The sequence below is a fragment of the Streptomyces sp. MspMP-M5 genome, from assembly GCF_000373585.1.
In the GTDB taxonomy this organism is placed as follows: Bacteria; Actinomycetota; Actinomycetes; order Streptomycetales; family Streptomycetaceae; genus Streptomyces.
On sequence record NZ_KB891877.1, the window covers coordinates 157,668 to 184,414 of the forward strand.

The window sequence follows — 26,747 nt, forward strand, 5'->3', positions numbered from 1 at the left end:
GGGTGCGGCCGAGACGCGCGATGGGGGCACGCCGAGGCTGACCGGGGGCAGGCTCAGGCAGCAGCCTGGGCGCTACGGCGCGGGCGTCTTGTTCGGCGGTTCCCAGCCGTGGGTGAGGATGTCGAAGATTTCCTCGACGGCGGCCCGGCGGTCCTGCCGGCCGCGAGCGAGGACCGGAATCTGGAGTACGAATCGAGCAAGAGCCACACATGCGAGGTTGTCGTGGTCCACGCCGATCTCGTCGGCGATGGCTGCACTGAGGCCGTCGGTGTGCCGGGTCCACATGCGTTCGGCGTAGGCGCGTAGCGCCGGCGTCGAGTCGACCAGGTTGGTGAACTCGGCCATCTGCGGATCCGCCGCGATCGGCAGCCAGGTGTCGAGGACGTGCTGCCGGAGGGCATCGAGGATGCTCTGGCCGGAGGCCCGCTGCCGCACCGCGGCGGTCAGTTCTGATTCCCGGTCCTCGTCCTGGTCGAATACCAGCGCCTCCTTGCCGCTGAAGTGCTTGAACACCGTAGCGGTCGACACGTCGGCGGCGTCGGCGATGTCACGGATGCTCACTTGGTCGTAGCCGCGCTCCACAAAGAGCTGCAGTGCGGCGTCAGCGATCGCCTGCCGGGTGGCCGCCTTCTTTCGTTCGCGGCGGCCTACGGGGGGAACGGTCATGACTTGAGCGTATCCGATAGTCGAGCACCCAGAAAAGTTGACTCGTTGCACTTTTATATTCGATCTGTTTTTATAGGCGTTGCGGGAAGTCGATCGGTACTCGCCCGATGCCCCCTCTTCGTCGACCGACAGGACCAGCCATGAACTCCCCAGACCCTGCCCACGCCGGCATCAGTATCATCGGCGCCGGACCCGGCGGCCTGACCTGCGCCCGCATCCTCCAGCAGCGCGGCATCGCGGTCACCGTCTACGACCGCGACCCGGGCCCCGACGCACGCAACCAGGGCGGGACCCTCGACCTGCACGCCGACAACGGTCAGATCGCCCTGCGCGAAGCCGGCCTGCTCGACGCGTTCTTCCAGCTGGCCCGCCCCGAAGGGCAAGAGATGCGCCAGATGGACCCGACCGGCCAGCTCACGTCCCACAAAGTCCCCGAGGCCGACGAGCTCTTCAAACCGGAAATCGACCGCGGCCAGCTGCGCAACCTGCTGCTCGACTCCCTGCAGCCCGGGACCGTGCGCTGGGGCCGCACCCTCGACACGATCAGCGGGCCCGCCGACGGGCCACGGCAGTTGCACTTCGCCGACGGCACGACCGTCGAGACCGACCTGGTCATCGGCGCCGACGGCGCCTTCTCCCGGGTACGCCCGGCCGTGTCCCCCGCCGTCCCCCAATACACCGGGGTGAGCTTCCTGGAGGCATGGTTCTCCGACGTCGACAACCGGCACCCCGACATTGCCGAGCTGGTCGGTTCGGGCAGCGCCCACGCAGCCGACGGCAGGCGTGGCCTGTTCGCCCAGCGCAACAGCGGAGACCACATCCGCGTCTACCTCATCCAACGAGTCCCGGTCGACTGGATCACCGCGAGCGGTCTGACCACCGCCGACACCGACGGCATCCGCGCCCTGCTCCTAGGCGAGTACGCCCACTGGTCGCCCCGTATGCGCCAGATGATCGACGACAACGACGGCCCCTACGTCGACCGCCCGATCTTCGCCCTCCCGGTCCCGCATACCTGGGAACACAACCCGACGGTGACCCTGCTCGGCGACGCCGCCCACCTCATGCCCCCGCTCGGCGTCGGCGTCAACCTCGCCATGCTCGACGCCAGCGAACTCGCCCTCGCTCTCGCGAACGCCGCCACCGTCGACGACGCCCTCCGCGCCTACGAGAAGACCATGCTCCCCCGCTCCACCGAGACGGCCCAGGTCCTCGAACACGGCGCCGAACACCTGCTGTCCGCCGACGCGCACGACTTCGGCAGCGACAACGACGGCCAGCCTCAAGGACCAGGACCACAGTGAGGCCGTCAGCCGGCGCCGGCATGAAGCCACGCGGGGACCGGCAGCAGCGGCCGAATGACCTGCCGCTCCGCGCCCGTCAGGCCGGAGCCGTACCATCGCACGCGGTCCGGCCCGTCCGCCGCGTTGCCGGACCTGTGCGCGTGACAGTCACCCGCCGGAGACGGCGCGTTGGACTCCAGGGACGCGAGCGCGAAGGACTGCGGCACAGGGCCTCCTGGGGTTGCTCGGTTGGGATCGCAACCTCGAGATCCCAGGAGGCCCTGCCGTTATGCCCCACCTTCTTCATCCCCCAGCCCGAGGACGCTCTGCGGCCACTGCGCGACCCGGCTGCGGCCGACGACGACCCGGACGACGAGCAGCCGCAGCCGTGCGCGGCGAGCCGGATACACGGCCCGCTGCCCGCCCCCCTGGCGCAACCCTGCACGCCGTGGCGGGCCGCCGCCCAGACGCGACGAACTCCTGCGGACGCGGCCTATCGAGCACTGCCGAGATTGCGATCGTCGTCGGAGCCCTTGAGCAGCAAGGTGGTCTCCTCGATGCGGTTGAACCGGCCGTCGGGTGCGAGGTCGGCGAACACATAGACCTCCATGGTCACGGTCGAGCCGTCCTTCTTCGTGATGTGGCAGGTGTGCCGGTCGGCGTACTTGCCGCCGTCGTACAGCTCCTCATGGACGTCGACCCGGGCGTCGGCGACGAGCGTCCGCAGGTGGCTGATGTGCTCGACGAACTCGGCGCGGTCGGCCCACTCACCGTCCGTGCGCTGGCGGTACTCGGGGGTGAAGTGGCGGTCGACAGCCTCCTCCAGAGTGATCGCGTCATTGAGGAGCAGGTCGGTGAGGGCGGCCTTGATGCCGGTACGGGACATGGGAGTCCTTTCAGAGATCCAGTAATGCGTGCGCTACGCACGCAACTCCTTTACCGTAGCAGTATTGCGTGCGAAGCACACGCTTTTGGGGAGAGGAAGAGGCCACGCCCGCCCGGACCGGCGCTGACTGGGTTCGTTGGCAGCGGACAGCCGCCCTGGAGGACGCCGCACCCGGCCGGTGATCACCGTCGCGCCGAAATTTGTCCGACGCCGGCGATCTCCGAGGTCAAACGTCGTTGGCTGCGGCTCTTGCAGGGGGCGGCGATTCGAGGACGCGCGGCGATCACGAGCCATGCCGTACTCACTGCGGTCGCGTTTCTTCAGGCCCGGCTCGCGAGGCGGCCTGCCGGGACAATCCACCGTCGCACACCCGAGAGCGCCGACCGGCCACGTGCTCCGGCCGGCTTGCAAGCGGCGCCGTACTCCGCTTTGTGCGGGACCGCTGGAGCTGACCGAGGCAACGCCGGACGTCTGCCCAGCGGGGCCTGTTCTCCAGGACCGCCAGATGACTGGCCCCTCGGCTAGATGACTGGCCCCTCGACCCGGGGAAGGCCGGCGATGATCAGGTCGAGGGCGAATTCGAAGCGCTGGTCGAAGTTGTCGGGGCCGACGTACGGCAGGGCCGCGGTCAGGGCCGGGTAGGTACCGGCCGGGACCTGGTCCGGGAGGAGGGCCGGTGCGACCGCCTGAGCGGCCTGCTGTTCCTGGGTCAGGCCCAGGGTCAGGTAGAAGATCGACCAGTGGGTCCACGCGGCCGTGCGCGGCGAGTGGCCGGCCGCCAGCAAGGTGGCGATCACGGTGTCGGCAAAGCGCAGCGTGCGGGGCTCGGCGGTGAAGACGCCCGCGACCATTCTGGCGGCGTCGCGGTGGGAGAGCAGCGCCGCGCGGCAGCGGCGGCTCAGTTCCTTGAGCCGGTCGGGGAACGCCTCGGGCAGCGGCTCGTCGAGACAGTGCGCGAGGAGTTCGTCGGAGGCAAGTTCGAGCAGGCGGCCCTTGCTGGAGGCGTGCCAGCGGACGGTGTTGTGCTGCACCCCGAGCCGGGCCGCGACGGCGCGCATGGTCACGCCGTCCAGTCCGTGTTCGTCGAGGACCGCCAGCGTGGCGGCGACGATCTCGTCCCGTGTCGTACCCATCCGATGCGCCTTCCCGGTCGGCTTCCGCACCCCTGTTGTCCAATGGACAATCCTAGGGCATGCTCATTCTTGTCCAATGGATAAGAGTGAGAAGGAGTGGTTGTCATGCTCGACGTGCTCATCGCCGGGGCCGGCCCGGTGGGGCTCTGGCTCGCCGCGGAGTTGCGCCTGCACGGGGTGGAGGTGACCGTCGTGGAACGCCGGGCGGCACCGGACGGACGGTCGCGCGCGGTCGGCATGCAGGCCGGCACGCTGGACACCTTCGCCACCCGCGGACTCGCGGAACGGTTCATCGAACGCGGCACCCCGGTGCCGACCGGCCACTTCGGCGCGGCGGCCACCCGGCTGGACTTCTCCACAGTCGGGGCGGTGCACCCGTTCATGCTGGCGCTCGGTCAGTCCGTCACCGAACGGCTCCTGGAGGAGCACGCGACTGCCGTGGGTGCCCGGGTCCTGCGCGGGCAGGAGGTCGTCTCGCTCACCCAGGGACCGGACGGCGTCGAGGTGGTGATCCGGGTCGGCACCACGCACCGGACCGTGCAGGCCCGCTGGGTGGTGGGCTGCGACGGCACCCGCAGCGCCGTGCGCCAGGCGGCCGGCATCGACTTCCCCGGTCAGGACACCACGCTGACCGGGTGGCTCGCCGACGTCGAACTCGACGATCCGCCCACCGCGCCGCTCGCCGCCACCGGGCCGGCCGGTTCGTTCCTGGCGGCCCCGATCGGGGACGGCGTCCACCGGCTGGCGGGCCTCTCCACGGCAACCATGCACCGTGACACCGGCGAACCGCTGACCCTGGAGGAGGTGCGCGAGCAGACCCGGGCGCTGCTGGGACGGGACCTCGGCATCCGCAACCCCCGGTGGCTGTCGCGCTACGGCAACGCCACCCGTCAGGCCGCGCGGTACCGGGCCGGACGGGTGCTGGTGGCCGGGGACGCGGCGCACATGTTCTTCCCGGCCGGTGGGCAGGGCATGAACCTCGGCATCCAGGACGCCACCAACCTGGGCTGGAAGCTGGCCGCCACCCTCCAGGGCCGGGCACCCGAGGGACTGCTCGACAGCTACGACACGGAGCGCCGGCCGGCCGCCCGTGCCGTCATCGACAACACCCGCGCGCAACTCGCCCTGTTCGCGGCGGCGAGCCCGGAGCAGATCGCGCTGCGCGAGGTCTGGTCCGCCGCGCTGGCCGAACCGCAGACCAACCGCCAGTGGGCCCGCCGGATCGCCGGCTTCGACGACCCGCTCCCCGCCGACACCGCACCCGGCGCGCACCCTCTGAAGGGCACGCGACTGGCCGGCCTCGCCCTGGACACGGCCGACGCACCCACCGCCCACCCGCTGATGCACCACGGCCGGCCGCTGTTGCTGGACCTCGGCGGGACACGGACGCCGTGTTCCGCAGGCGGCCTGGAACAGCGGACGGTCACCGTCAACACCGAAGCGACGGATCCGATCTGGCGAGACGTCACCGCGGTGCTGATCCGGCCGGACGCCCGGATCGCCTGGGCCAGCACCGACACCGACCCGCAGCGCCGGGCCGCGGACTGCTTCACCGCCCTGCGCACCCTGTGCCGCTGAGCGCGCTCGGTGAGCCCACCCGGCGAACCCGCTCACCACCCCTCTCTCACGGACCAGCCGGATCGGCGCGCGACTCCCCCAGCCCCAGCCGGGGGCACCCCCGTCCATGCGTGCATCGCAAGGCAGGGTGATTGTCCCGTCCCCCATGATCTGGTCCGAAGTCAGGGCGAAGACCTGCGGAGACCAGATCGACTGAGACGGGTGACGCACCGAAATCCCAGCCGATCCGGACTGGTGCGTGCGGATGCGATGTGCCGTCTCCACCGGATGGGCAGCCAGAGAATCGACGCCCGGATCTCGCTCGGACGCCGCATGGTCGAGCCGGGCGGGTGACGGGCATCCCGGTGTGCCGGTGCGGCGGCGAGGCGGCCGGGCGCAAGGCCCGCAACCCGGGCCGAGGCCGCCCCCGAGTGGGCGCGTCGGCGTCGGGTTCCGGTTCGGGATCAGGTGAAGGGGCCGTCGGTGACGAAGCGCTGGAGATGGCGGGCGAAGGCGCGGGCCTCGCCGGGCGGCCAGGAGGCCAGGGACGCCTCGATGTGCGCGGCGAGACGGTGCCGGGTGGTGTCCACGGTCTGCTGCCCGGCCTCGGTCAGGGCGAGCAGGGTGGCACGCCGGTCGCCGGGGTCGGGTTCCCGGCGCAGGAGGCCGGCGGCCTCCAGGCGGGTGGCGCGGCGGGTGACGCCGGAGCGGTCCAGACCGACCTCGCCGGCGAGGTCGGCGGCGCTGCACGGGCCGGTGCGGGCCAACCCGCTGAGGACGGGGTAGGTGACCTCGTCCACGGCCTCGCCCAGGCCCTCAGTCAGGCGTTGGTACAGCTGCGTCCGGGTGTCGCGCTTGAGCAGCGCTGCCAGCGCGTCGGCGATCTCGTGCCCTACATCGTTCGGCATACCCCCAGATTAGTGTGCGCGGCGCACGCACAGAGCACCACAGAGTGCGTGCGCGACGCTCACCTGCGGACGGAGGGCGACGCGGGCCTCCAGGACCGCTCCAGGGCGCCGTCAGCGGGGTCCGCGTCGGGAGCGGGGAACGTCGCGCCTGGTCGCCGAATTCCCGTAGCCGGCCGTCCGCCGGCTCAGGGGACCGACGGGGTGCTGGAGAACGGAATCGTCTCCGCCGTTTCCCAGGATTCTGGGTGGCGGTGGTGCCAAGGCATCGGTGCGGGCGGGCGCACGGTCCCGGGAGCCGGCCGGTGCCGCAGCGCCCGCTAGAACCGCACGGTCGAAACGGTGTAAACGACCGGGTGCCCGGGTTCGTCGTAGCTCACCACGATCCGCTGGGAGGGCTGCGGCGCCGGCCGGTCGATCGCGACGCCCCGCCAGGGCCAGTCCGCGCCGAAGTCCCAGCCGACCTCGGCGGCCCGGTCCGGCGGGATGGTGATCGCGCCCTGCTTGAGGGCGGCGGTGCTGGTGCCGATCGCGGCGAGGAACTTGTCCAGGCCCCAGTCGTTGGTCCGGAACTGCACGAACAGCGAGCTGGTCTTCCAGGAGTTGGTCTCGTAGTAGTAGACCGGCGTGGAGCCGATGGGCACCGGGACGTCGTAGATCCGCTGCTGCAGACGGGAGGGGAAGGCGTTGGTCAGGCCGGTGGCGGCGGCCTCGGCCTCTTTGTCCTCGCCGCTGTCGCGGCTCTGCACGGCCGAGATGACGAAGTAGCCGGCCGGGATCGTGATCAGCAGGAAGACGATCAGGGCCAGGAGGAACGGGCGGCGGGGCCGGGTGCGCGGCGCGTCCACCGGCTGGAGTTCGTCGTGCATGGGCGAGGGGTCCGGTTCGGTCATCGGCGACCGGCCCGTTCGTAGCGCTCGTAGCGCTCCACGCGGCGGCGGTTGGCGCGCCGGAAGCGGCGGGCGATCAGCCGGGCGAGGTCGGCGGCGCCGACCATGCCGGCCTCGGGGCCCAGCTGGGCCTTGGCGATGGTGGCCTCGGGGCGGTAGCCGCGGCCGGTGAGATGGCGCCGGAAGGCGTCCCGGGCCGGGCTGATCAGCAGGTCGTCGGCGGCGCTGACGCCCCCGCCGATGACGAAGCAGGACGGGTCGAGGGCGGCGGCGAGGTTGGCGATGCCGACGCCGAGCCACTGGCCGATGTCCTGGAGGAGCTCGACGCACATCGCGTCGCCCTCCCGGGCCAGCTCGGTGATCAGCGGACCGGTGATGTCGCCGACCCGCCCGCCGACCCGCTCGATGATGTTGTACGCGACCGGGGAGTCGGCGGCGGCCAGCTCCCGGGCCTCGCGGACCAGGGCGTTGCCGGAGCTGTACTGCTCCCAGCAGCCGCGGTTGCCGCACGGGCAGCGGTGGCCGCCGGGGACCACCTGCATATGGCCGAACTCGCCGGCCACCCCGTACTTGCCGCGCTTTATCGCGCCGTCCTCCAGGATCGCGCCGCCGATGCCGGTGCCGAGCGTGATCATGACGAGGTGGTCCTGGCCGCGGCCGGCGCCGAACCGCCACTCCGCCCAGGCGGCGGTGTTGGCGTCGTTGTCGACCATGACCGGGACCGCGAGGCGTTCGGCGAGGCGGTCGCGCAGCGGCTCGTTGCGCCAGTTCAGGTGCGGGGCGAAGAGCACCCGGGAGCGGTCGGCGTCCACCCAGCCGGCCGCGCCGATGCCCACCGCGTGCACGTCGTGCCGGTCGGAGAGGTCCAGCACCAGCTCGGTGATGGTGTCCTCGACGACCTTGGGGCTCTTGGACTTGTCCGGCGTCTCGGTGCGGACCTTCTCCAGGATGGTGCCGTCGGCGTCGACGACGCCCGCCATGACCTTGGTGCCGCCGATGTCGATGCCGACGGTGGGCACCCGGGGCGCGGTCAGATGGGAGCGGCGCTCCCTGGCGCCGACGGTGCGGAGGACGGTGGCGCGGGCGGTGCCGCGGTAGGCCCGGTCGCGGTAGACGCTCATCGGCTCACCCCTCGGACCTGGTCGCCGGTACGGCTGCCGGGGCGGCGGCCGGGACAGCCGTGGCGGCTGCCGTTACGGTCTCGACGGCTGCGTGCGCGCAAGAGTCGTCTCGTCCCTGCGGGTCTCGGGGAGGCCGGGGCCTCGGTGGATGGTCCGGTGCGATTGTGCATCACCCGCGCTGTCCGGCGCACCGCGGTGCCGGGTGGCGCGCCCCGTACCGGCCGGGAGCCGGGGCCGGGGCGCGCCTCGGGCGTTCACTCCGGCCGGTGACCGCCGGGGAACTCCGCCGGGCCGCCGCGGGCCAGCTCGTGGCTGAGCTGCTCCAGCTCGCTGCCGCCCGCCATCTGCCGGGTCAGCTCCTCCAGCGCGATCTCCGACTTGAGGTGGCTGCCGGCCATGGTGCCGCGCTTGAGCAGGACGAAGCGCTCGCCGACCAGATAGGCATGGTGCGGGTTGTGGGTGATCAACACCACGCCGAGGCCGGCGTCCCGGGCCGCCGCGACGTACTTGAGCACCACCCCGGACTGCTTGACGCCGAGCGCCGCGGTCGGCTCGTCCAGGACGAGGACCTTGGCGCCGAAGTAGACGGCGCGGGCGATGGCGACGCACTGCCGCTCGCCGCCGGAGAGGGTGCCGATGGGCTGGTCGACGTCGCGCAGGTCGATGCCCATCCGCAGCAGCTCGGAGCGGGTGGTCTCGCGCATGGTGCGCACGTCGAGCCGGCGGAACGGGCCGACGCCGGTGGTCGGCTCGGAGCCCAGGAAGAAGTTCCGCCACACCGGCATCAGCGGCACCACGGCCAGGTCCTGGTAGACGGTGGCGATACCGCGGTCCAGGGCCTCGCGCGGGGAGCCGAGCCGGGTCTCCTCGCCCTCGATGGTGAAGGTGCCGGCGTCATGCCGGTGCAGCCCCGCGATGATCTTGATGAGGGTGGACTTGCCGGCGCCGTTGTCGCCGAGGACGCAGGTGATCTCGCCCGCGTGCACCTCCAGTGACACGCCCGTCAGGGCCTTGACGCTGCCGTAGAACTTGCTGATGTCGCGGAGTTCGACGAGTGCGGTCATGTGGCGGCCTCCGCCCGCTTGCGGACCCAGGCGTTCAGCAGCGTGGCGAGCAGCAGCATCGCGCCGAGGAAGAACTTGTACCAGTCCGGATTCCACTGCGCGTAGACGATGCCCTTGCTGGCCATGCCGAAGATGAACGCGCCGACCGCGGCGCCGATCGCCGAGCCGAAGCCGCCGGTCATCAGGCAGCCGCCGACCGCCGCCGCGATGATGTAGAGGAACTCGTTGCCGACGCCGTCGCCGGACTGGATCGCGTCGAACGAGAACAGCAGGTGCTGGCCGGAGATCCAGGCGCAGAACGCGACGCCCATGTAGAGGCCGATCCTGGTGCGGGTCACGGGGACGCCGACCGCCCGGGCCGCGTCCGCGTTGCCGCCCACCGCGAAGATCCAGTTGCCGGCCCGGGTCCGCAGCAGGATCCAGGTGGCGACCGCGACCAGCACCAGCCACCACACGATGGTGATCTGGATGTCCACGCCGCCGACGGTCAGGTGCGAGGCGAAGACCGCCCGGCCGGACGCGAAGCCCTCCATGTCGGAGATGGACTTGGTCGAGACGGTGCCGCTGATCAGCTTGGTGAAGCCCAGGTTGAGGCCGGTCAGCATGAAGAAGGTGCCCAGCGTGATCACGAAGCTGGGCAGCTTCGTCCGGGTCAGCAGCACCCCGTTGAGGACGCCGAAGCACAGCGTGACCAGGAGCGAGACCCCGACGCCGACCCAGGTGTTGGCGGTCATCTGGTAGCTGAACATCGACGAGACCAGCGCCGAGCTGACGACCATGACGCCGGCCGAGAGGTCGAACTCCCCGCCGATCATCAGCAGCGCCACCGGCACGGCCATGATCCCGATCGTCGAGGAGGCGTAGAGGATCGTGGAGAGACTGGCGGGCCGCAGGAAGGGTTCGGCGACCAGCGAGAAGAAGACGAAGACGGCGACGGCGCCGACCACCGAGCCCAGCTCGGGGCGGCCCATCAGCCGGCGCGCCAGGGAGCGGTGCAGCAGCCGCTCGTCGCCCGCGCCGCCGGCGGGCGCGGGCTTCCGGGTCGGGGCGTCGGCCGCGCTCATCGGGTCCCCCGCTGGGTGTACTCCTGGAGGGCCGCGGCGTCCTTCTTGGTGATCACCTGGGGCCCGGTGAGCACCGGCTTGCCACCGCCGAGCATGTCCGCGTTGTACTTGTACAGCCACAGCAGGTCGACCGCCTGGTAGCCCTGGAGGTAGGGCTGCTGGTCGACCGCGAAGCCCAGGGAGCCGTCCTTCAGGCCCTTGGCGACCTGCGCGTTGAGGTCGAAGGTGTCGACCTCGGCCTTGCTGCCGGCCTGTTCCCTGGCCTGAACGGCGGTGGGCGCGAACGGCGCGCCCAGGGTGACCACGGCGTCGATGGACGGGTCGGCCTGGAGCTTGGACTCGATGGACGCCTCCACGTCCGGCATGTTGGTGCCGTCCACGTACAGCTTCTGCAGCTCGCCCTTGAAGGTCTTCGCGGCGCCGTCGCAGCGCTGCTCGTGACCGACGTTGCCCTGCTCGTGCAGGACGCACAGCGCCTTCTTCTTGCCGCGCTTGGTCAGCTCCTCGCCGACCGCCTCGCCGGCCACCGTCTCGTCCTGGCCGATGTGGGTGAGCGCGCCGAACGCCTTGGACTCCTCGGCGCCGGAGTTCACCGTGACCACCGGGATGCCGGCCTTCTCGGCCTTGAGGACCACGTCCTTCATCGCGTCCGGCTTGGCCAGCGAGACGATCAGCCCGTCGACCTTCTGGTCGATGTAGGACTGCACCAGCTGGCTCTGCCGCTGGGCCTCCTTGTCGTGCGCGTAGACGAAGTTGATGTTGTCCTTGACGGCGGCCTGCCGGGCGCCGTTCTGCACGATGTCCCAGAAGGTGTCGCCGTCTCCGGAGTGGGTGACCATCGCGAAGGTCCACCGGGGGGTGTGCACGGCGGCCTTGCCGCCGGCGGTCTGCGCGGCGCGCTCCTCCTCCGCCCGCTTGCCTCCGGTGCTGCTGCACCCCGCCAGGGAGGCGCCGAGCAGCGCCGCCAACACGGCGGCCGCGATGCGTCCTCTTCTTCGAACCCTTGCCACGAGGACTTGCCTTTCCCGCTCTTGTCGCTGTCCCGGGTCTGTCTGGTGTCGCCGCGGAGCCGGCCGGCTACCGGACCGGGCAACCTTCCAAGTATCCGTTACCGGAGTTCTGTGCCGTTTCATGGGGTCCCGGCCCCGACCGGGACGGGCGGGACGGTAGGGGTTCGGAGAGTTCCGGACCGGCTGCTTCCGGGCCGGGCCGTGCTGACGCTGCTCATGGTGGACCGCCTTCGCTCCCCCGCCGCCGGATTGCGGCTGGAGGAGTTCTAGCGGCGCCCGCCGAGCCGCGTCAATGGTTTGTCAGAACATTCTGACGACGAGCGGCCCACGCGCTCCGGCCCCGCTCCACCGTACGGCCTGGCGGTTCAGGGCCGGACCAGCAGCTGGAACTCGAAGGCGTAGCGGGACGCGCGGTAGACGTGCGAGCCGTACTCCACCGCACGGCCGGTGTCGTCGAAGGTGGTGCGCTGCATCGTGAGCAGCGGGGCGCCCTCGGACTCGTCGAGCCGGGCGGCCTCCTCGGCGCAGGCGGCGCGGGCGCCGACCGCCTGGCGGGCGCTGTGCAGGGTGATCCCGGCCGCCCGCATCAGGCGGTAGAGGCCGGTCTGCTCCAGGTCGGCGGTCTCCAACCGCAGCAGGCCGGCGGGGAGGTGGTTGCGCAGGTGGGCGACCGGCTCGCCGTGGGTCGTCCGGAGCCGCTCGATCAGGACGACCTCCGCGCCCTCCGCGATCCCCAGCGCGGCGGCGACCTCGGCGTCCGCCTCGGTGGTGGTGTTCCGCAGGACGCGGGTGGCGGGCTTCTGCCCGGCCGCCTCCAGGTCGTCGTAGAGGCTGCTGAGCTCCAGGGGGCGCCTGACCTGGCTGTGCACGACCTGGGTGCCGATGCCGCGGCGGCGGACCAGCAGCCCCTTGTCGACCAGTGACTGGATCGCCTGGCGCACCGTGGGCCGGGACAGGCCGAGCCGGCCGGCCAGTTCGATCTCGTTGCCCAGCAGGCTGCCGGGGGCCAGCAGGCCGTTCTCGATCGCGGCCTCCAACTGCTGCGACAGCTGGAAATACAGCGGGACCGGACTGCTCCGGTCCACGCTGAACTGGACGGGGCTCTCGGCGCCCCCGGCATCTCTCTCGCGTTTCCCCACGCTCGCGAGCGTATCCGCCCGCACACATGACGGGAAGTCCGGAGGTCACATTGTCCGGACAAGGACGGTCGCGGGTCCGGACGGGCGGCGCACGCGGCGGGCCGGCCGCGGCGCTACCAGGGCAGCGGGCGGCCGTCGCGGAAGAAGCCGCCGGTGGGCCCGTCATCGGGGAGGGTCGCCGCGTACAGGACGCTCGCCGCGCCCTCCGCGACCGGCCGGCCGCCCGCCCCGCCCATGTCGGTGGCCACCCAGCCCGGGCAGACCGCGTTGACGAGAATCCCGTCCGGCCGTAGCTCCGCGGCGAGCATCCTGGTCAGCGCGTTCAGGGCGGCCTTGGTGACGGCGTAGGCGGGGGTGCCGCCGCCCATGGACGACAGCGAGCCGGCCTCGCTGGAGACATTGACCAGCCGGGGGTGCGCCGAGGCGCGCAGCAGCGGGACGAAGGCGAAGGCCATCCGCCACGGCCCGTAGAGGTTGGTCTCGGCGGCCTCGCGCACCACCGCCAGATCGGCGGTGGCGGCCCGCTGCCAGGTGTCGTAGGTGATCGCCGCGTTGTTGACCAGCACGTCCAGCCGGCCGAAGGCGTCGGCGACCCGGGCCGCGGCCCGCGCCACGCTGCGGTCGTCGGTGACGTCGAGCTGGAGCGGACGGATGTCCGCGGTGCCGGCCGGCGCCGCGGCGCGCAGCTCCTCGGCCACGCGCCCGGCGGCGTCCTCATCGCGCCCGGTGAGCAGCACGGTGTGGCCGCGTCCGGCCAGCTGGCGGCACACCTCGCGCCCGATGCCCCGGGTGGCGCCGGTGACGAGGGCGAGGGGCGCGGCGGGAGAGCCGGGCGCGGCGGGAGAGTCGGTGGGGGTCGGCATGGGGCTGCTCCTGTCGGGCGGTCGGGCTGTCGGGCCGGGCTGTGGGGCTGTCGGGTTGCCGGATACCTGGCCGGTCGCGGGCCGGCGGTCACCGTCGTCAGGACGCGTCCGCCCATATGGACGCCGACATGGGCGTGGGTACGGGCGTGGGTACGGACGTCGCTATGGCCGCCGGTGGGGCGGCGCGTCACGGGGGCGACGCCGAGGCGCCCCATCCAACACGAGCCTGATCCAAGGAAGTTGACGCCGATTCGGCCCACCCGGACCGTTCCGGCACGTAACATCCCGTCAGCCGGTCCGTCGCGCCCGTCCCTCGGTCCGCCGCCGTGCCCGACCACCGGTCCGCCGTTCCCGGCCCGCCAAGGAGCTTCCGTGTCCGTACGCCGCGTCGTCCCCGATCTCCATATCGCCCCCGACGGCGCCCCGGAGGCGCTGGCCGGCCACCGTGCCTTCTACGGGCTGCTGGGCTTCGAGGAGGTCATGAACCACGGCTGGGTGATGACGCTGGCCTCCCCCGCGAACCCCACCGCGCAGCTCACCTTCATGACGCACGACGCGACCGCGCCGGTCGCCCCGGACCTGAGCATCGAGGTCGAGGAGGTGGACGCGGCGTACGCGGCGGTCCGGGCCGCCGGTGCGCGGATCGTGCACCCGCTGCGCGACGAGGAGTGGGGGGTGCGCCGCTTCTTCGTCGAGGACCCGGACGGACGGGTGGTCAACGTCCTGGGCCACCGCCGCCCGGCGGCGGACTGAGCCGGCGCCGCCCGCGGAGACCCGTCGGCAGCGCCCTCGTTCATCAATTCATCCAGACGTCCTCGTACTTCCGGTAGGTGCCGTCGTGGGTGGCGAGGTGGACCCACTGGTCCACATACGCCTTGAACGGGTCGTCGCCGCGGGGCAGCGCGTACGCCTTCTCGGAGAAGGTGAACGGCCGGTCGGGGTGGACCGCGCACAGTTCGGGGTGGACCTTGGCCTGGTACCGGGTCTCACTGGCGTCGGTCATCATCACGTCCGCGCGGCCGGCGATGATCTCGTCGAAGATCGTGGTGTTGTCCGGGTGGACGGTGAGGGTGGCCCGCTTGATGTGGGCGCGGGCGAACTGCTCGTTGGTGCCGCCCGGGTTGACGACGACACGGGTGCCGGGGCGGTCGATCTGCTCCAGGCTCTGGTACTTCGCCTGGTCCGCGCAGCGGACGATGGGCGTCTTGCCGTCAGTGCGGGTCGGCTCGCTGAAGTAGACCGAGCGGGCGCGGGCCAGGGTGATCGAGACGCCGCCCATGCCGATGTCGCAGCGGCCGGCCGTCAGGTCGCCGACCAGTGCGGACCAGGTCGTCGGGACGTAACGGGGCGTGGCGTCCAGGCTCTTGGCGAGGTCCCGGGCCATGTCGATGTCCACGCCGCGGTAGCCGCCGGTGGCGGGGTCGCGGTAGCTGAAGGGGCGGTAGTCGCCGGTGGTGCAGACCCGCAGCACACCGCGGTGCGGGACGGCGTCCAGGAGCGTGGCCGGCCGCCGGTCCCGCTGGGCGACGGCCGCGGTGGCGGCGCCGGCGGCGGCCCGGGTGGGGGCGTGGGACACCGCCGGGGCCGCGGCGGTGACGGCGAGCAGGCAGGCGAGAGCGGGGAGGATCGCAGCGCGCTTCATCGTGGGCTGACTCCTGATCAGGTGGCCGAAGCGCTCAGGGTGGCAGAGCCCGGCCGCCGGGTGAAGCCCCCGCCCGGCCTGTGGACGGCGTCGGCCGCGGCCGGCCGGTCAGGCGCCGTACGGGCCCGCCGGTCAGGCCCCGTACGGGTCCGTCGGGCGGGACTCGCCCGGCTCGGGCACCGCGTCGGCGAGCCGGGCCAGGAGGTCCGCGGCGCGCTTGGCCACCGTCTCGCGGTCGCCCTCCGAGAGGGCCGAGCCCATGCCGACCGCGACGGCGCCGGCCGCGATCCACTCCGGGGCGGTCTCGGGCGTCACACCGCCGGTGGGCACCAGCGGCGCCTGTGGCAGGGCGGCGCGGACGTCGGCGATCCAGGACGGGTGGCGGTCGGCGGCGGGGAACAGCTTGAGGGCGTCGGCGCCGAGCTCCAGGCCCCGCACGATCTCGGTGGGCGTGGAGACCCCGGCGAACACGGGGACGCCGTAGCGGTGGCCGGTGCGGATGACCTCGGCGTCCAGGCTCGGGGAGACCAGGTAACGGGCGCCGGCGTCCACCGCCATCCGGGCCGACGCGGCGTCAAGGACGGTGCCGGCGCCGATGACCGCGTCGTCGCCGAGCTCGCGGGAGAGGGTGGTGACCGCCTCCAGGGCGAACGGCGTGGTCAGGGATATCTCCAGGCTCGTGATGCCGGCCGACAGCAGGGTGTCGGCGGTGGCGCTCGCCTCGTCGTAGGTCCTGCTGCGGACGATGGCGAAAACGCGCTGCGCCAGTGCGGCCCGGGTGATCTCCCAGCGATACACGGCAGTTCGCCGTCCTTCCTTCTTCTCCGACGCCTCGCCGCGGGGACGCGGCTCACGACTGACCCAGCACTTTCCGGAGGCGTGCAGCGCCGGCCGACCGCTCATGGCCCCTTTGCCGCCGATGCCCGCCCATTCCTCGTTTCTGCCGAAACGCTACCGCCAACCACCGACAATCCTCTCTCGGGGTGCGCCCCTGTGCGCCCCTTCTGCCGAGAATGGGCGGAGGAGAGGGGGAAGTGGCCGGTGGGACCGCGGTGTCCGGGGGAGCACAACGGCGGCCGGGGTGCGTGGGCACCCCGGCCGCCGTGTGAACCGCTCGTGCGGTGATGTCGCGTGCCGGCCTCAGCAGCCGAAGTCGACGAGGTCGAAGGTCTTGTAGTGGTCGGCGGTGTAGTAGTCCTCCTTCTGCTTCTCACCGGTGACGATGCGTCGGGCACCACGGTCCGGCGAGCCCGGCGTGACCACGGTGTACTCGTGGTAGTAGTCCGTGCTCTGGGACGGCAGGACGCCTTCACGGTTGTCGAAGACGGTGCCGTCCTTCGGGTACGGGAAGGGGCCGCCCTTGGCGATCAGGTCGAGGGTGTCGTGGGCCTGGGACGGCAGCTTGGAGTAGCAGACGCTGCCGACCGAGGTGACGTGGACGGTCGCGGTGCGCACCGCGGCCGGGTGCGCCGTGGCGGCCGGCGTCGCGGCGACCGCCGTGCCACCGAGGAGGAGGGTCGAAACGAGGGCGCCTGCGGCGCCGATCCTGGTCATCCGTGGGGGGATTCTCATGCGCATCAGCATGACGCGCGTAGACATGCCCCTGTCAATCCCAAGGGGCTGATGTTTCCCGGGAGTTCACACGGATCGCGCACGGCCGGCGCAAACATCCGAAATGTTCCGCGACCTCGCCCGCCTCTCCGGGCGGCAGGGCGTTTTGCCTCTCAGGCAAAAACTTTGCCTCTCAGGTGAAGGCTGGCTATACCGGTGACATGACCGAGTTGCCCGATCCGCCCACCGGCGCCGCCCCGGAGGAACTGACCACCGTGGCCCCGCGCCTGCGCGAGCTGCGGCGCCGCAGCGGGCTGACGCTGGAGACCGCGGCCCGGCGGGTGGGCCTGTCGCCCGCGCACCTGTCGCGGCTGGAGACCGGTCAGCGGCAGCCGTCGCTCCCGATGCTGCTGGCCCTGGCCCGTACGTACGGCACCACGGTATCCGACCTGCTCGGCGAGACCGCCCCGGAGCGCGATCCGATCGTGCGGGCCGGCCGCGCCGAGCCCTCCGAGGCCGGCGGCTGGACGTACTGGACCGTCGGCGGGGCCGGGCGCGCCATGCAGGCGCTGCGGGTGCACGTACCGCAGCGGGCGCAGGGCGATCTGGTGCGGGTGCACCCCGGCGAGGAGTGGCTCTACGTCCTCACCGGACGGCTGCGGCTCACCCTCGGCGAGGCGGTGCACGTTCTGGAGCCGGGGGACGCCGCGCACTTCGACTCGCTCGTCCCGCACCGGCTGGCCGCCGTCTCGCGCGGCGGCGCGGAGCTGTTGTTCGTCCACACGCTGCTGCAGAGCGGCGCCGCCGAACTGTGCCTGGGCGACCGCGCCGCGCACCGCCGCCCCGGCTGAACCGCGCCGTCCGCCGTTCCGCCCGCCACCACCCCGTCCACCGTCCCGGAAGGGAAGGACCGTCCGCCGTGCCCGACCAACCCACCCCCGCCCCGTCCACTCCCCCGGCCGGCGGCGTGCCCGAGGCCCCGACCTCCCGCCGCTACGTCGAGAACAAGCCACCGCGCGGCATGTACGTACGGGTCTTCATCTACGTCGTGGCCACCCACGCACTGCTGGCCTTCATGAGCCTGCTGGTGGTCCTCGCCAAGTCCCGTTAGGCGTCGAGCACCCCGGCCCCCTTGCCCCGGCCCGGCGATCGGGTGAACCCTGCTGGCGCACCGTGCCCGACGCGCGCCCGGCAGCGCGCTCTCGGCACGACGCACGCTCCAGACTCGTCCGTGAACCTCGCTGCACCGAGGAGGACCGAAGGATGCACCATCCGCGCACCACGGCCGCCGGCGGCCTCGCCGTGGCCCTCGCCGTGATCCCGCTGGCGGGCACGGCGGGGCCGTCCGGCGCCGCGCCGGCCCAGGGGCCCGGCGGCGACCGGACCCGGCCCGCCGTCGCCTCCCTCTCCCCCGCCCCGCAGTCCGTCCACGACCGCTCCGACCACCTCACGATCACCCGGACCGTGACCCTGGTCACCGGGCCGGGGACCGACGCCCCGGCCCTGGCGCTGGTGACCAGGGCCCTGAAGGACGCCGGCGCGCAGCACGTCGTACGGACCGCGCGGGCCGCCCCCGGTGGCGGGCGGCTGACCGTCTACGTGGACGGGTCGGCCGCCGACCGCGCCCTGGCGGGGCTGGGGGCGCGCGACTCCGCCGGGCTCCCCGCGGAGGGCTACACACTGGCCGTGGCCCGTGGCCGGATCGCGCTGGCCGGCAAGGACGCCGCCGGCACGTACTACGCCGCCCAGACGCTGGCCCAGCTGCTGCCGCACCGCGACCGTCCGGGCGCCCGGGTGCCCGGCACCGTCGTACGGGACTGGCCGGCAACCCCGTTGCGCGGCGTCGTCGAAGGCTTCTACGGCACCCCGTGGTCGCACGCCGCCCGCCTCGACCAGCTGGACTTCGCGGCCCGGCACAAGATGAACATCTACGTCTACTCCCCCAAGGACGACGCCTACCTGAGGGAGAAGTGGCGCGACCCCTACCCGGCGGACCGGCTGGACCAGATCAAGGAGCTGGTGGACCGGGCCCGGGCCCGGCACGTGGAGTTCACCTACGCCCTCTCCCCCGGTCTGTCCGTCTGCTACAGCTCGGCCTCCGACGTCCGGGCGCTGACCGCCAAGTTCCAGACGCTGTGGGACATCGGGGTGCGGACCTTCGCGGTGCCCCTGGACGACATCAGCTACACCAAGTGGAACTGCGCGGCGGACAAGGAGAAGTTCGGGACCGGCGGCGGGGCGGCCGGGACCGCACAGGCGCAGCTGCTCGACCGCGTCAACCGGGAGTTCATCGCCCGCCACCGCGGGGCCCGGCCGCTGCAGATGGTGCCGACCGAGTACTCCGACCTCAAGGCGACGCCGTACAAGGCGGCGCTCGCCGCCAAACTGGACGCCAACGTGCTGGTGGAGTGGACGGGCGTGGGCGTGCTCGCGCCGACCATGTCCGCCGGCCAGGCCCGGCAGGCGCGGGAGCTCTACGGGCACCCGATCCTGCTCTGGGACAACTACCCGGTCAACGACTACGTCAGCAAGCGGCTGATGCTCGGCCCGTACAACGCGCGGGAGCCCGGGGTGCCGGAGCGGCTGGCCGGGATCACCGCGAACCCGATGATCCAGCCGGCCGCGTCCAAGCTGGCCCTGGCCACCGTCGCCGACTACAGCTGGAACGACCGGGCGTACGACGCCCGGGCCTCCTGGAGCACCGCCATCGACGAGCTGGCCGGCGGCGACGCCCGGGCCGCCCGGGCCCTGCGGGCCTTCGCGGACGTCAACTACACCTCCGCCCTCAACCCGCGGCAGGCGCCCGAACTCTCCGCCGCGCTCGAACGGTTCCGCCGGGACGGCGACGCCGGGCGGCTGGACGCGGTGCTGCGCGGCCTGTGGGACGCGCCGGGGGTGCTGCGCGACCGGCTCCCCGGGCGCGCCTTCGCCCGGGAGACCGCACCGTGGCTGGACGCCACCCGGGCCTGGGCGGTCGCGGCCCGCGACGCGCTGCGACTGATCCAGGCGGACCGGTCCGGCGACACGGCGACCGCCCGGCAACTGCGGGCCCGCATCCCGGGGTTGGTCTCCAAGGCGAAGTCGTACGTCTATGTGGACATGAAGGGGAAGCGGATTCCGGTGGTGGTCGGCGACGGGGTGCTGGACACCTTCGTCGCGGACGCGCTGGCCGGGCGGCGCGGGCGATGAGGTGATGCGGGCAATGAGGTGATCCCCTCCGCCCGGCGACGGGCCGCCTGCGCGCCGCGCGGGCGGCCGGCGCCTACGCTGAGGGCCCGTCAGACAGGCCGCCGGCCCCGGCCCCGCCTTGAGTCCCCGCCCCGTGTCCCCGCCTCGCGTCCCCGGAGGAGACCGCCATGGCCCGACCCGTCAGCCCGTCGGACGCCGCCGCCGTCCTCGACGAGGCGGTGCGCGCACTCGCCCCGGAGGACGGCGCCAACCGGCTCGTCCGGCGGATCGCCGCGGGGCGGGCGCCGCGGGCGGTCTTCGCCACCTTCGCCCTGGAGCAGCACCAGGTCATCGCGGCCGACCGGCTCAGCTTCCAGCACCTGGCGCGCCGGGCGGACGGCGATCCGCCGGTGGCGGACTTCTTCGACCTGCTCGCCGAGGGGGAGGCCCGGGCCCTGGCGCAGCTGGCGGCGCTGGCCGACGCCTGCAAGCTGACGGCCCGGGAGATCGCCGGGTACCGGCCGCGCCCCGGCTGCCAGGCGTTCCCCTCCTACACGGCACGGCTGGCGCTGACCGCCGAGCCCGCCGACGCGGCGATCGCGCTGACCGCCAACTTCGCGGCCTGGGCCGGCTATTGCGCCACCGTCCGCACCGCGATGCGGGAGCACTACGACTTCCCGGAGGCGGCCCGCGGCTTCTTCACGCTGTTCGCCGACCCGGCGCCGGAGCTGGCGGACGCGGCGCGTGCGGCGGTGCAGCAGGGCCTGGACACCGGCCAGGCGCGGCCGGCGGCGGCCCTCCGCCACGGGCAGCTCCTCCAGGCGTACGAGGTGATGTTCTGGGACGCGCTCGGCGAGTGATCCGTTCGGCGCGTGAGGGCCGTCAGCCGCCGAGTTCCCGGTGGCGGGTGGCCAGGCGGGCGGCTCCCTCCTCGGTGAGCGTGCCGTGCAGCCGGAGCCGGGCGATGCCGCCGTCGGGGAAGATGTCCAGCCGGACGTGGGTCACCGCGGGCGCATCGGTCAGCAGGAAGCGGTGGACGGTGTCGGGCTGGAGCCGCGTGCGGGGCAGCAGTTCGGTCCAGTCGCCGTGTTCGCCGTCGCGCCCGGAAAGCGCCGCCCAGCCGGCCGCGTTGCCCTTGAGGTAGCCGGTGTCGATCTCCACCGCGCGGATCACCGACTGCTCGGTGAGGCGGTAGCGCACCCAGTCGTTGCCGGTGCCGCGGCGGCGCCGGGTCTCCCAGCCGTCGTCCATCTTGCGGGAGCGGCCGGGGTGGATGGTGTGGGTGGGGGAGGAGTAGAAGCGGTCCGAGGCGTCCTCGACCCGGCCGCCGTTCTCCAGCGCGGCGAGGTCGAAGGTGCCCAGCGCGGCCAGCCAGCGGGGCTCCGGGACGACCTCGCCGTGGACCCGGAGGCGGGCGATGCCGCCGTCGGGGTGCTGGTTGAGCCGCAGGTGGGTGAAGCGCTGCTCGGCGCGGACGGCGAAGCCGTTGGCGGCGTGCCCGCCGACGGCGGTGCGCGGGACGAGCGGGGTCCACGTCACGGCGTCGCCGAGGAGTTCGGCCGGCGAGGGGGAGCCCTCGGCGCAGGTGCCCTCGATGCTGACCGACTGCGGGTAGTTGCCGCGGAAGTGGGCGGTGTCGACGACGATGCCGCGGATCACGCCCGGGGCGCCGAGCCGGATCAGCGCCCAGTCGTGGTCCTCGTCGGCCGGGAAGGGGTGGTCGCCGTCGGTGCCGCGGCGGCGCCGGGTCTCCCAGCCGTCCATGATCTTGCCCTTGTGGCCGAACGCCTCCGGGTCGAAGTGGGCGGCCGCGGGCGTCAGGAGGTTCTCGCGTTCGGCGAAGAACTCGTCGTTGGCGGCGAGCACGCCTGCGCCGAGCCGCCGGTCGGCGAGGTCGGGCAGGTGGGAGAAGGGGAAGCCGGCCGGGCCTGGGGTGCGGTAGTCGGCGTAGGGGTCGCCGCCGCCGTAGGGAGCGGCGTCCCCGGTGTAGCGCGGGAGGTCGCCGGTGGTCATGCGCGCGGCCTTTCGAGGAGTTCGCCGGTGGGCTCGGTGAGGGTGGCGCCGTCGTTGATCCGCCGGCCGCGCAGCCAGGTGGAGCGGACGACGCCGTACAGGGTCTTCCCGGCGTATGCGGTGATCTTGTTGCGGTGCTGGAGTTCGGCGGGGTCGACGGTGAAGGCCGCGTCGGGCGCCAGCACCGCGAAGTCGGCGTCCCGGCCGGGGGCGATGGCGCCCTTGGCGGCGAGGCCGACCAGCTCGGCGGGGGCGGCGGACATCCAGCGGACCACGTCCTCCAGGGTGTGACCGCGCTCGCGGGCGGCGGTCCAGATGGCCGGCAGGCCGAGCTGGAGGGAGGAGATGCCGCCCCAGGCCGTCCCGAAGTCGGGGGTCTTGAGGTCGGTGGTGGAGGGCGAGTGGTCGGAGACGATGCAGTCGATGGTGCCGTCGGCCAGGCCCTGCCACAGGGCGTCCTGGTTGCCGGCCTCGCGGATCGGCGGGCAGCACTTGAACTCAGTGGCGCCGTCGGGCACTTCCTCGGCGGTCAGGGTGAGGAAGTGCGGGCAGGTCTCGACGGTGATCCGCACACCGTCGGCGCGGGCGGCGGCGATCATCGGCAGCGCCTCGGCGGAGGAGAGGTGCAGTACGTGCACCCGTGCGTCCAGCCTGCGGGCGAGGTCGATCAGGCCGGCGATGGCGTCGTTCTCGGAGGCCCGGGGGCGGGAGGCGAGGAAGTCGGCGTACTTGGGGCCGTGTGCCTCGGGGGCGGCGGCCAGGTGGCCGGGGTCCTCGGCGTGCACGATCAGCAGCCCGCCGAAGCCGGCTATCTCGCCGAGCGCGGCGGCCAGCTGCTCCTGGTCGACCTGGGGGAACTCGTCGACGCCGGAGGGCGACAGGAAGCACTTGAAGCCGAACACGCCGGCCTCGTGGAGCGGACGCAGGTCCTTGACGTTGCCGGGGATGGCGCCGCCCCAGAAGCCGACGTCGATGTGGGCCTTGCTGCGGGCGACCGCGCGCTTGGCGTCGAGGCCGGCGGTGTCGGTGGTGGGCGGGAGGCTGTTGAGCGGCATGTCCACGAGCGTGGTGATGCCGCCGGCGGCGGCCGCGCGGGTGGCCGTCCAGAAGCCCTCCCAGTGGGTGCGGCCGGGGTCGTTGACGTGTACGTGGGTGTCCACGAGGCCGGGCAGCAGGACGTCGTCGCCGAAGTCCTCCAGCCGGGCGCCGGCCGGGACCGCGGCGTCGTGCGGCAGGACGGCGGTGATCTTCCCGTCCCGGACGGCGACGGACGCGGCCCGCGTGCCCTCCGGGGTGACGACGCGCGTGGAGCGCAGCACCAGCTCTGTTTCGGACACCCACTACCTCCCCTATCGTTGCTTCATGGTCGCGGGCCGGCGCCTGCGGGGCGCGGCCGGCGCGGCGTCCCGGGGCCTCCGGAATGCCGGTTCGGCTCGGCGGTATACGGAATTCAACAGTCTGTTGAACGAGTCTTCACTTCGGACCGCGGCCCGTCAAGACCCCGGCGCGACGGCCGGGCCGACACCCCCTTACCCCTGACCTGCGACGCGAGGGCGCCTCGCGGGAGCGAGCCGGCGCCCGCCGCGGCAACCGCGCAAGCGGCGACGGAGGCGCGGACCGACGCTGCCATGGAAGCCGTGACATCGGGTCCATGACGAGAATGCGCGCACCCCTCCAACGATTGGAGGATTCCACAGAATGGACAGTAGGTTTCGCGCAGCAGAACGTAGCTACGGCCACTGGCACCGTCAGGGGATCTCGGGCATGCGGCCCTCCCCTGCGGGCATATAGGCGCTGACCGGCAGGAACGAGTGTGCGATACGCGATGTGCCGGCGCGGTGTGACCGGTAGGCTGCTCCGGTCGGGCCCGGCGCCCGCAAGGCGTAGAGCCGAGACCGATCCGACCCGCCCGAAAGGAACGCGACGTGCCGTCGTCCAGCGCCAGCACCTCCGCCACCGACGCCAAGCCCGCAGGCGCGAGCGGCGGGGTCCAGTCCCTCGAGCGCGCCTTCGACCTCCTGGAGCGGATGGCCGACGCCGGCGGCGAGGTCGGTCTCAGCGAGCTCTCCGGCAGCAGCGGGCTTCCGCTGCCGACCATCCACCGCCTGATGCGCACCCTGGTCGCCTGCGGCTACGTCCGCCAGCAGCCCAACCGCCGGTACGCCCTCGGCCCGCGCCTGATCCGGCTCGGCGAGAGCGCCTCCCGGCTGCTGGGCACCTGGGCCCGCCCGTATCTGGCCCGCCTGGTGGAGGAGACCGGCGAGACCGCCAACATGGCCCTCCTCGACGGCGACGAGATCGTCTATGTCGCCCAGGTCCCCTCCCGGCACGCGGTGCGGATGTTCACCGAGGTCGGCCGGCGCGTACTGCCGCACTCCACCGGCGTCGGCAAGGCCCTGCTGGCCAACCACCCGCCGGAGGAGGTCCGGGCCCTCCTCGGCCGTACGGGCATGCCCGCCGCGACCGAGAAGACCATCACCGACCCGGAGCACTTCCTCGACGCCCTCGCCGACGTCCGCCGCCTCGGCTACGCGGTCGACGACAACGAGCAGGAGATCGGCGTCCGCTGCCTGGCCGTCCCGGTCCCCAACTCCCCCACTTCCGCGGCGATCTCCATCTCCGGGCCGACCGGCCGGGTGACGGAGGCCGCGACGGACAAGATCGTCCCGGTGCTCCAGGAGGTCGCGGCCCAGCTGTCGGTGGCGCTGGCCAACCAGACGCCGGCGTGACGTGCCGGGTGGGGCGGCGGGCGCCGTTTCACCGCCGCGGCAGCCGGCCGAAGCCGTCGATCCGCTCCCGGACCTCCGAGAGCGCCGGCGACAGCGCACTCACCGACCCCACCGCCCCGGCGATCAGCAGCAGCGAGCGGCGGAGCCGGGGCACCTCGGGCGCACCGTGGCCGACCATCGCGTCCAGCGCGGCCAGTTCCTCGTCGGCGGCCGTCCGATCCGGTAACTCCCCCGGCAACAGGGCCAGTTGACGGCGGAGCCGGGCCACCGCCGCGCGCAGTTCGCGGACCTGCGGGTCGTTTCCGCCCCCGGTCACGCGGCTGTCCCTTCGCACCTGTTCCCCAACGACGGCGCCTCCCCGGCCGTTGCCCGTTCCGCGATGCCGGACAGTTAACGCCACGGTGTGCGGCGAGCGCCATACGGAGAGCCGAAAAACCGGTCGCTCGTCCGGGAACGGCCCCGGGGCGGGAACGCGGTGCGGGGGTCCCGGTGGCAGGTGTCGAGCGTGGTGCGCACCCACGTCACGACCCGACTCCCGCCCCGCCCTCCCCACCCGTGCCCCTTGGCCGGTTTTCGCCTCCCGGCCCCCGATTTCCCGACCCCGCGGCCGGTTCCACGCCGGCCCCGCTCGCCTCCTGGGCACCTCACACCCCAGGTGTACCGGCGGACGCCACGCGCGAATACCCGCCCGCCTTCTGAGTACGCGTCAGTACGTGCGTTCCCCCGGGCACCCGTTGGCGTGGGCGTATCCCGTACAAGGCGTACGGCGCCGCGCGATGGAGCATCCTCCCTTCCGGGAAATGTCCGGCATATCACTGGATCGCACACCACTGGACCACTGGATCGGAGAACGCCATGGAGCCCAACCCAGGCCCCGACCCCGACCGTCCCGGCCCCGACTCCCGGCACCTCGACGTCGTCCAGCTCATCTGCCGGGCGTACGGCCTGGCCGACGCCTCCGAGATCACCGAGGAGCACATACACCGCTACGTCGCCGAGCACCCGGACGCGGACGGGCGGACCGGGCAGCCCCGGGGCCGGCCGCGGCCGAGGATCCCGCAGCAGCGGACGTCGGGGGGCGCCGCCTGATTCCGGGCGGCACAGGGCGCCGCGCGACGCCATGAGGTAAGCAGGTCCCATGGCACATCCAGGGGAGAGCACGCACGCCGGGGGGACGGCAGGGGCCGTACGGCCCGAGGGGAAGGTGGCCGGGCTGCTGCTCGCCGCGGGCGGCGGACGGCGACTGGGGGGACGGCCCAAGGCACTGCTCGACCACCGGGGCCGCCCGCTGGTCGAGCATGCCGCACGGGTCCTGCGGGACGGCGGCTGCGCACCGGTGCACATCGTGCTCGGCGCGGCCGCGGAGACCGTACGGGAGCGGGCCGAGCTGGCGTCCTACGGCGTCTCGGTCAACCCGGACTGGGCGCAGGGCATGGGCTCGTCGCTGCGGGTGGGGCTGGCCGCGCTGGCCGGCTCGGGGGCCGACGCGGTGGTGGTGTCCCTGGTCGACCAGCCGGGCATCGGCGCCGCCGCGGTGGCCCGCGTGGTGGCCGCGTACACGGGACGGGACGCGCTGGCGGCCGCGGCCTACGGGGGCGAGCGGGGGCATCCGGTGCTGTTCGGCGCCGAGCGGTGGGCGGAGATCGCGGCCGGCGCGGAGGGCGACCGCGGGGCGCGGGCCTACCTGCGGCAGCACGCCGGGGCCCTCGCGCTCGTCGAGTGCGGGGACGTGGCCGAGGCGTACGACATCGACACCCCGGAGGATCTGCGACGGTTGGAGTGAGGGGTGGCGGGCGGGCCACGGCTTGACGCGAATCGGCGTGCGCTGACGTGAGTTGACGCAAATCCGCCGCCCCGGAGCCGGGGTGATGGAGAGTGATCGGTGTGGCACCGAGAGCCATTCGATCAGCACTTGTGTCGACCCAGAGAATCTCGACGTCAACAAACCATTGAAGTTCCGCGATAAGGAAACTAGTCTCCACTGGTCAGAAGCGCCCTGTACCCGAACGGCGCCCGCGACCGTATCCAGGAACCCGCGGCACCCCGTGCCGCCCAGGTGCCCC

The 26,747-nt window shown here is 72.9% G+C and carries 27 protein-coding genes; 10 read left to right on the top strand and 17 right to left on the bottom strand.

Annotated features, from left to right (window positions below; all coding sequences use genetic code 11):
• Nucleotides 1-72: 72 nt before the first annotated feature.
• Nucleotides 73-666 (bottom strand): TetR/AcrR family transcriptional regulator, encoded by a 594-nt coding sequence (locus tag B073_RS0108005; RefSeq protein WP_018537562.1) that lies wholly within the window; start codon nt 664-666, stop codon nt 73-75.
• A 140-nt stretch (nt 667-806) separates the two neighbouring features.
• Between B073_RS0108005 and B073_RS0108010 the strand changes: the two genes are divergently transcribed.
• Nucleotides 807-1,970, top strand: coding sequence for an FAD-dependent oxidoreductase (locus tag B073_RS0108010; protein WP_018537563.1), 1,164 nt, complete (start codon nt 807-809; stop codon nt 1,968-1,970).
• A gap of 472 nt (nt 1,971-2,442) precedes the next feature.
• Here B073_RS0108010 and B073_RS0108020 read toward each other — a convergent pair whose 3' ends face one another.
• Nucleotides 2,443-2,835 carry a nuclear transport factor 2 family protein gene (locus B073_RS0108020; protein WP_018537565.1) on the bottom strand — a complete coding sequence of 131 codons (393 nt, stop codon included), beginning with the start codon at nt 2,833-2,835 and terminating at the stop codon, nt 2,443-2,445.
• Nucleotides 2,836-3,356: 521 nt separating this feature from the next.
• Nucleotides 3,357-3,968, bottom strand: coding sequence for a TetR/AcrR family transcriptional regulator C-terminal domain-containing protein (locus B073_RS0108025; RefSeq protein WP_037811183.1), 612 nt, complete (start codon nt 3,966-3,968; stop codon nt 3,357-3,359).
• Nucleotides 3,969-4,073: 105 nt separating this feature from the next.
• On the opposite strand from B073_RS0108025, the gene B073_RS0108030 reads away from it, so the two are divergent.
• On the top strand, nt 4,074-5,546 hold the full coding sequence (locus B073_RS0108030; RefSeq protein ID WP_018537567.1) for an FAD-dependent monooxygenase: 1,473 nt from the start codon (nt 4,074-4,076) through the stop codon (nt 5,544-5,546).
• A 443-nt stretch (nt 5,547-5,989) separates the two neighbouring features.
• Here B073_RS0108030 and B073_RS0108035 read toward each other — a convergent pair whose 3' ends face one another.
• The 8 genes from B073_RS0108035 to B073_RS0108070 form a co-directional block, all read right to left on the bottom strand.
• A complete protein-coding gene (locus tag B073_RS0108035; protein ID WP_018537568.1) occupies nt 5,990-6,433 on the bottom strand; it encodes a MarR family winged helix-turn-helix transcriptional regulator in 444 nt (147 codons plus the stop codon).
• Nucleotides 6,434-6,750: 317 nt separating this feature from the next.
• A complete protein-coding gene (locus B073_RS0108040) occupies nt 6,751-7,323 on the bottom strand; it encodes a hypothetical protein (protein ID WP_018537569.1) in 573 nt (190 codons plus the stop codon).
• On the bottom strand, nt 7,320-8,441 hold the full coding sequence (locus B073_RS0108045; protein WP_018537570.1) for an ROK family glucokinase: 1,122 nt from the start codon (nt 8,439-8,441) through the stop codon (nt 7,320-7,322). The genes B073_RS0108040 and B073_RS0108045 overlap by 4 nt, the downstream gene beginning before the upstream one ends.
• A gap of 254 nt (nt 8,442-8,695) precedes the next feature.
• Nucleotides 8,696-9,505 (bottom strand): ATP-binding cassette domain-containing protein, encoded by an 810-nt coding sequence (locus B073_RS0108050; RefSeq protein WP_018537571.1) that lies wholly within the window; start codon nt 9,503-9,505, stop codon nt 8,696-8,698.
• Nucleotides 9,502-10,569, bottom strand: coding sequence for an ABC transporter permease (locus B073_RS0108055; RefSeq protein ID WP_018537572.1), 1,068 nt, complete (start codon nt 10,567-10,569; stop codon nt 9,502-9,504). The genes B073_RS0108050 and B073_RS0108055 overlap by 4 nt, the downstream gene beginning before the upstream one ends.
• Nucleotides 10,566-11,540, bottom strand: coding sequence for a sugar ABC transporter substrate-binding protein (locus tag B073_RS0108060; protein WP_018537573.1), 975 nt, complete (start codon nt 11,538-11,540; stop codon nt 10,566-10,568). The genes B073_RS0108055 and B073_RS0108060 overlap by 4 nt, the downstream gene beginning before the upstream one ends.
• Nucleotides 11,541-11,944: 404 nt before the next feature.
• Nucleotides 11,945-12,664 carry a GntR family transcriptional regulator gene (locus tag B073_RS0108065; protein ID WP_026247178.1) on the bottom strand — a complete coding sequence of 240 codons (720 nt, stop codon included), beginning with the start codon at nt 12,662-12,664 and terminating at the stop codon, nt 11,945-11,947.
• A 167-nt stretch (nt 12,665-12,831) separates the two neighbouring features.
• Nucleotides 12,832-13,581: an SDR family oxidoreductase gene (locus B073_RS0108070; protein ID WP_018537575.1), complete on the bottom strand. Its 750-nt coding sequence runs from the start codon at nt 13,579-13,581 to the stop codon at nt 12,832-12,834.
• Between the two features lie 372 nt (nt 13,582-13,953).
• Here B073_RS0108070 and B073_RS0108075 point away from each other — a divergent pair, with 372 nt between their 5' ends.
• Nucleotides 13,954-14,334: a VOC family protein gene (locus B073_RS0108075; protein WP_018537576.1), complete on the top strand. Its 381-nt coding sequence runs from the start codon at nt 13,954-13,956 to the stop codon at nt 14,332-14,334.
• A 43-nt stretch (nt 14,335-14,377) separates the two neighbouring features.
• Here B073_RS0108075 and B073_RS0108080 read toward each other — a convergent pair whose 3' ends face one another.
• From B073_RS0108080 to B073_RS0108090, 3 genes are all read right to left on the bottom strand, one after another.
• Entirely contained in the window at nt 14,378-15,223 is an 846-nt protein-coding gene (locus tag B073_RS0108080) for a transporter substrate-binding domain-containing protein (protein ID WP_018537577.1), read from the bottom strand.
• A 132-nt stretch (nt 15,224-15,355) separates the two neighbouring features.
• Entirely contained in the window at nt 15,356-16,021 is a 666-nt protein-coding gene (locus B073_RS0108085; RefSeq protein WP_018537578.1) for a bifunctional 4-hydroxy-2-oxoglutarate aldolase/2-dehydro-3-deoxy-phosphogluconate aldolase, read from the bottom strand.
• A 342-nt stretch (nt 16,022-16,363) separates the two neighbouring features.
• Nucleotides 16,364-16,795, bottom strand: a complete 432-nt coding sequence (locus tag B073_RS0108090; RefSeq protein ID WP_026247179.1) for a ribonuclease domain-containing protein — start codon at nt 16,793-16,795, stop codon at nt 16,364-16,366.
• A 200-nt stretch (nt 16,796-16,995) separates the two neighbouring features.
• Between B073_RS0108090 and B073_RS0108095 the strand changes: the two genes are divergently transcribed.
• The 4 genes from B073_RS0108095 to B073_RS0108110 all read left to right on the top strand — a co-directional run bounded on the left by B073_RS0108095 (nt 16,996) and on the right by B073_RS0108110 (nt 20,802).
• Complete coding sequence (locus B073_RS0108095; protein ID WP_018537580.1) at nt 16,996-17,625, top strand: helix-turn-helix domain-containing protein; 630 nt, start codon at nt 16,996-16,998, stop codon at nt 17,623-17,625.
• Nucleotides 17,626-17,693: 68 nt separating this feature from the next.
• Entirely contained in the window at nt 17,694-17,885 is a 192-nt protein-coding gene (locus B073_RS0108100; protein WP_018537581.1) for a DUF6126 family protein, read from the top strand.
• 152 nt (nt 17,886-18,037) lie between these two features.
• Nucleotides 18,038-19,963: a beta-N-acetylglucosaminidase domain-containing protein gene (locus B073_RS0108105; RefSeq protein ID WP_018537582.1), complete on the top strand. Its 1,926-nt coding sequence runs from the start codon at nt 18,038-18,040 to the stop codon at nt 19,961-19,963.
• A gap of 167 nt (nt 19,964-20,130) precedes the next feature.
• Nucleotides 20,131-20,802, top strand: a complete 672-nt coding sequence (locus B073_RS0108110) for a hypothetical protein (protein WP_018537583.1) — start codon at nt 20,131-20,133, stop codon at nt 20,800-20,802.
• Between the two features lie 22 nt (nt 20,803-20,824).
• On the opposite strand, the gene alc is transcribed toward B073_RS0108110, so the two are convergent.
• Nucleotides 20,825-21,955, bottom strand: a complete 1,131-nt coding sequence (gene alc / locus B073_RS0108115) for an allantoicase (RefSeq protein ID WP_018537584.1) — start codon at nt 21,953-21,955, stop codon at nt 20,825-20,827.
• The gene (gene allB / locus B073_RS0108120) at nt 21,952-23,292 is read right to left on the bottom strand and encodes an allantoinase AllB (protein ID WP_018537585.1); all 1,341 of its coding nucleotides are present in this window, start codon (nt 23,290-23,292) and stop codon (nt 21,952-21,954) included. The genes alc and allB overlap by 4 nt, the downstream gene beginning before the upstream one ends.
• Before the next feature lie 588 nt (nt 23,293-23,880).
• Between allB and B073_RS0108125 the strand changes: the two genes are divergently transcribed.
• Nucleotides 23,881-24,684: an IclR family transcriptional regulator gene (locus B073_RS0108125; RefSeq protein ID WP_018537586.1), complete on the top strand. Its 804-nt coding sequence runs from the start codon at nt 23,881-23,883 to the stop codon at nt 24,682-24,684.
• 28 nt (nt 24,685-24,712) lie between these two features.
• Here B073_RS0108125 and B073_RS0108130 read toward each other — a convergent pair whose 3' ends face one another.
• Entirely contained in the window at nt 24,713-25,000 is a 288-nt protein-coding gene (locus B073_RS0108130; RefSeq protein WP_018537587.1) for a DUF5955 family protein, read from the bottom strand.
• Between the two features lie 539 nt (nt 25,001-25,539).
• Between B073_RS0108130 and B073_RS0108135 the strand changes: the two genes are divergently transcribed.
• Together B073_RS0108135 and B073_RS0108140 are read left to right on the top strand one after the other, a co-directional pair.
• Entirely contained in the window at nt 25,540-25,773 is a 234-nt protein-coding gene (locus tag B073_RS0108135; RefSeq protein ID WP_018537588.1) for a hypothetical protein, read from the top strand.
• Between the two features lie 115 nt (nt 25,774-25,888).
• Nucleotides 25,889-26,467 carry a nucleotidyltransferase family protein gene (locus B073_RS0108140; RefSeq protein ID WP_018537589.1) on the top strand — a complete coding sequence of 193 codons (579 nt, stop codon included), beginning with the start codon at nt 25,889-25,891 and terminating at the stop codon, nt 26,465-26,467.
• The last annotated feature ends 280 nt before the right edge of the window (nt 26,468-26,747 follow it).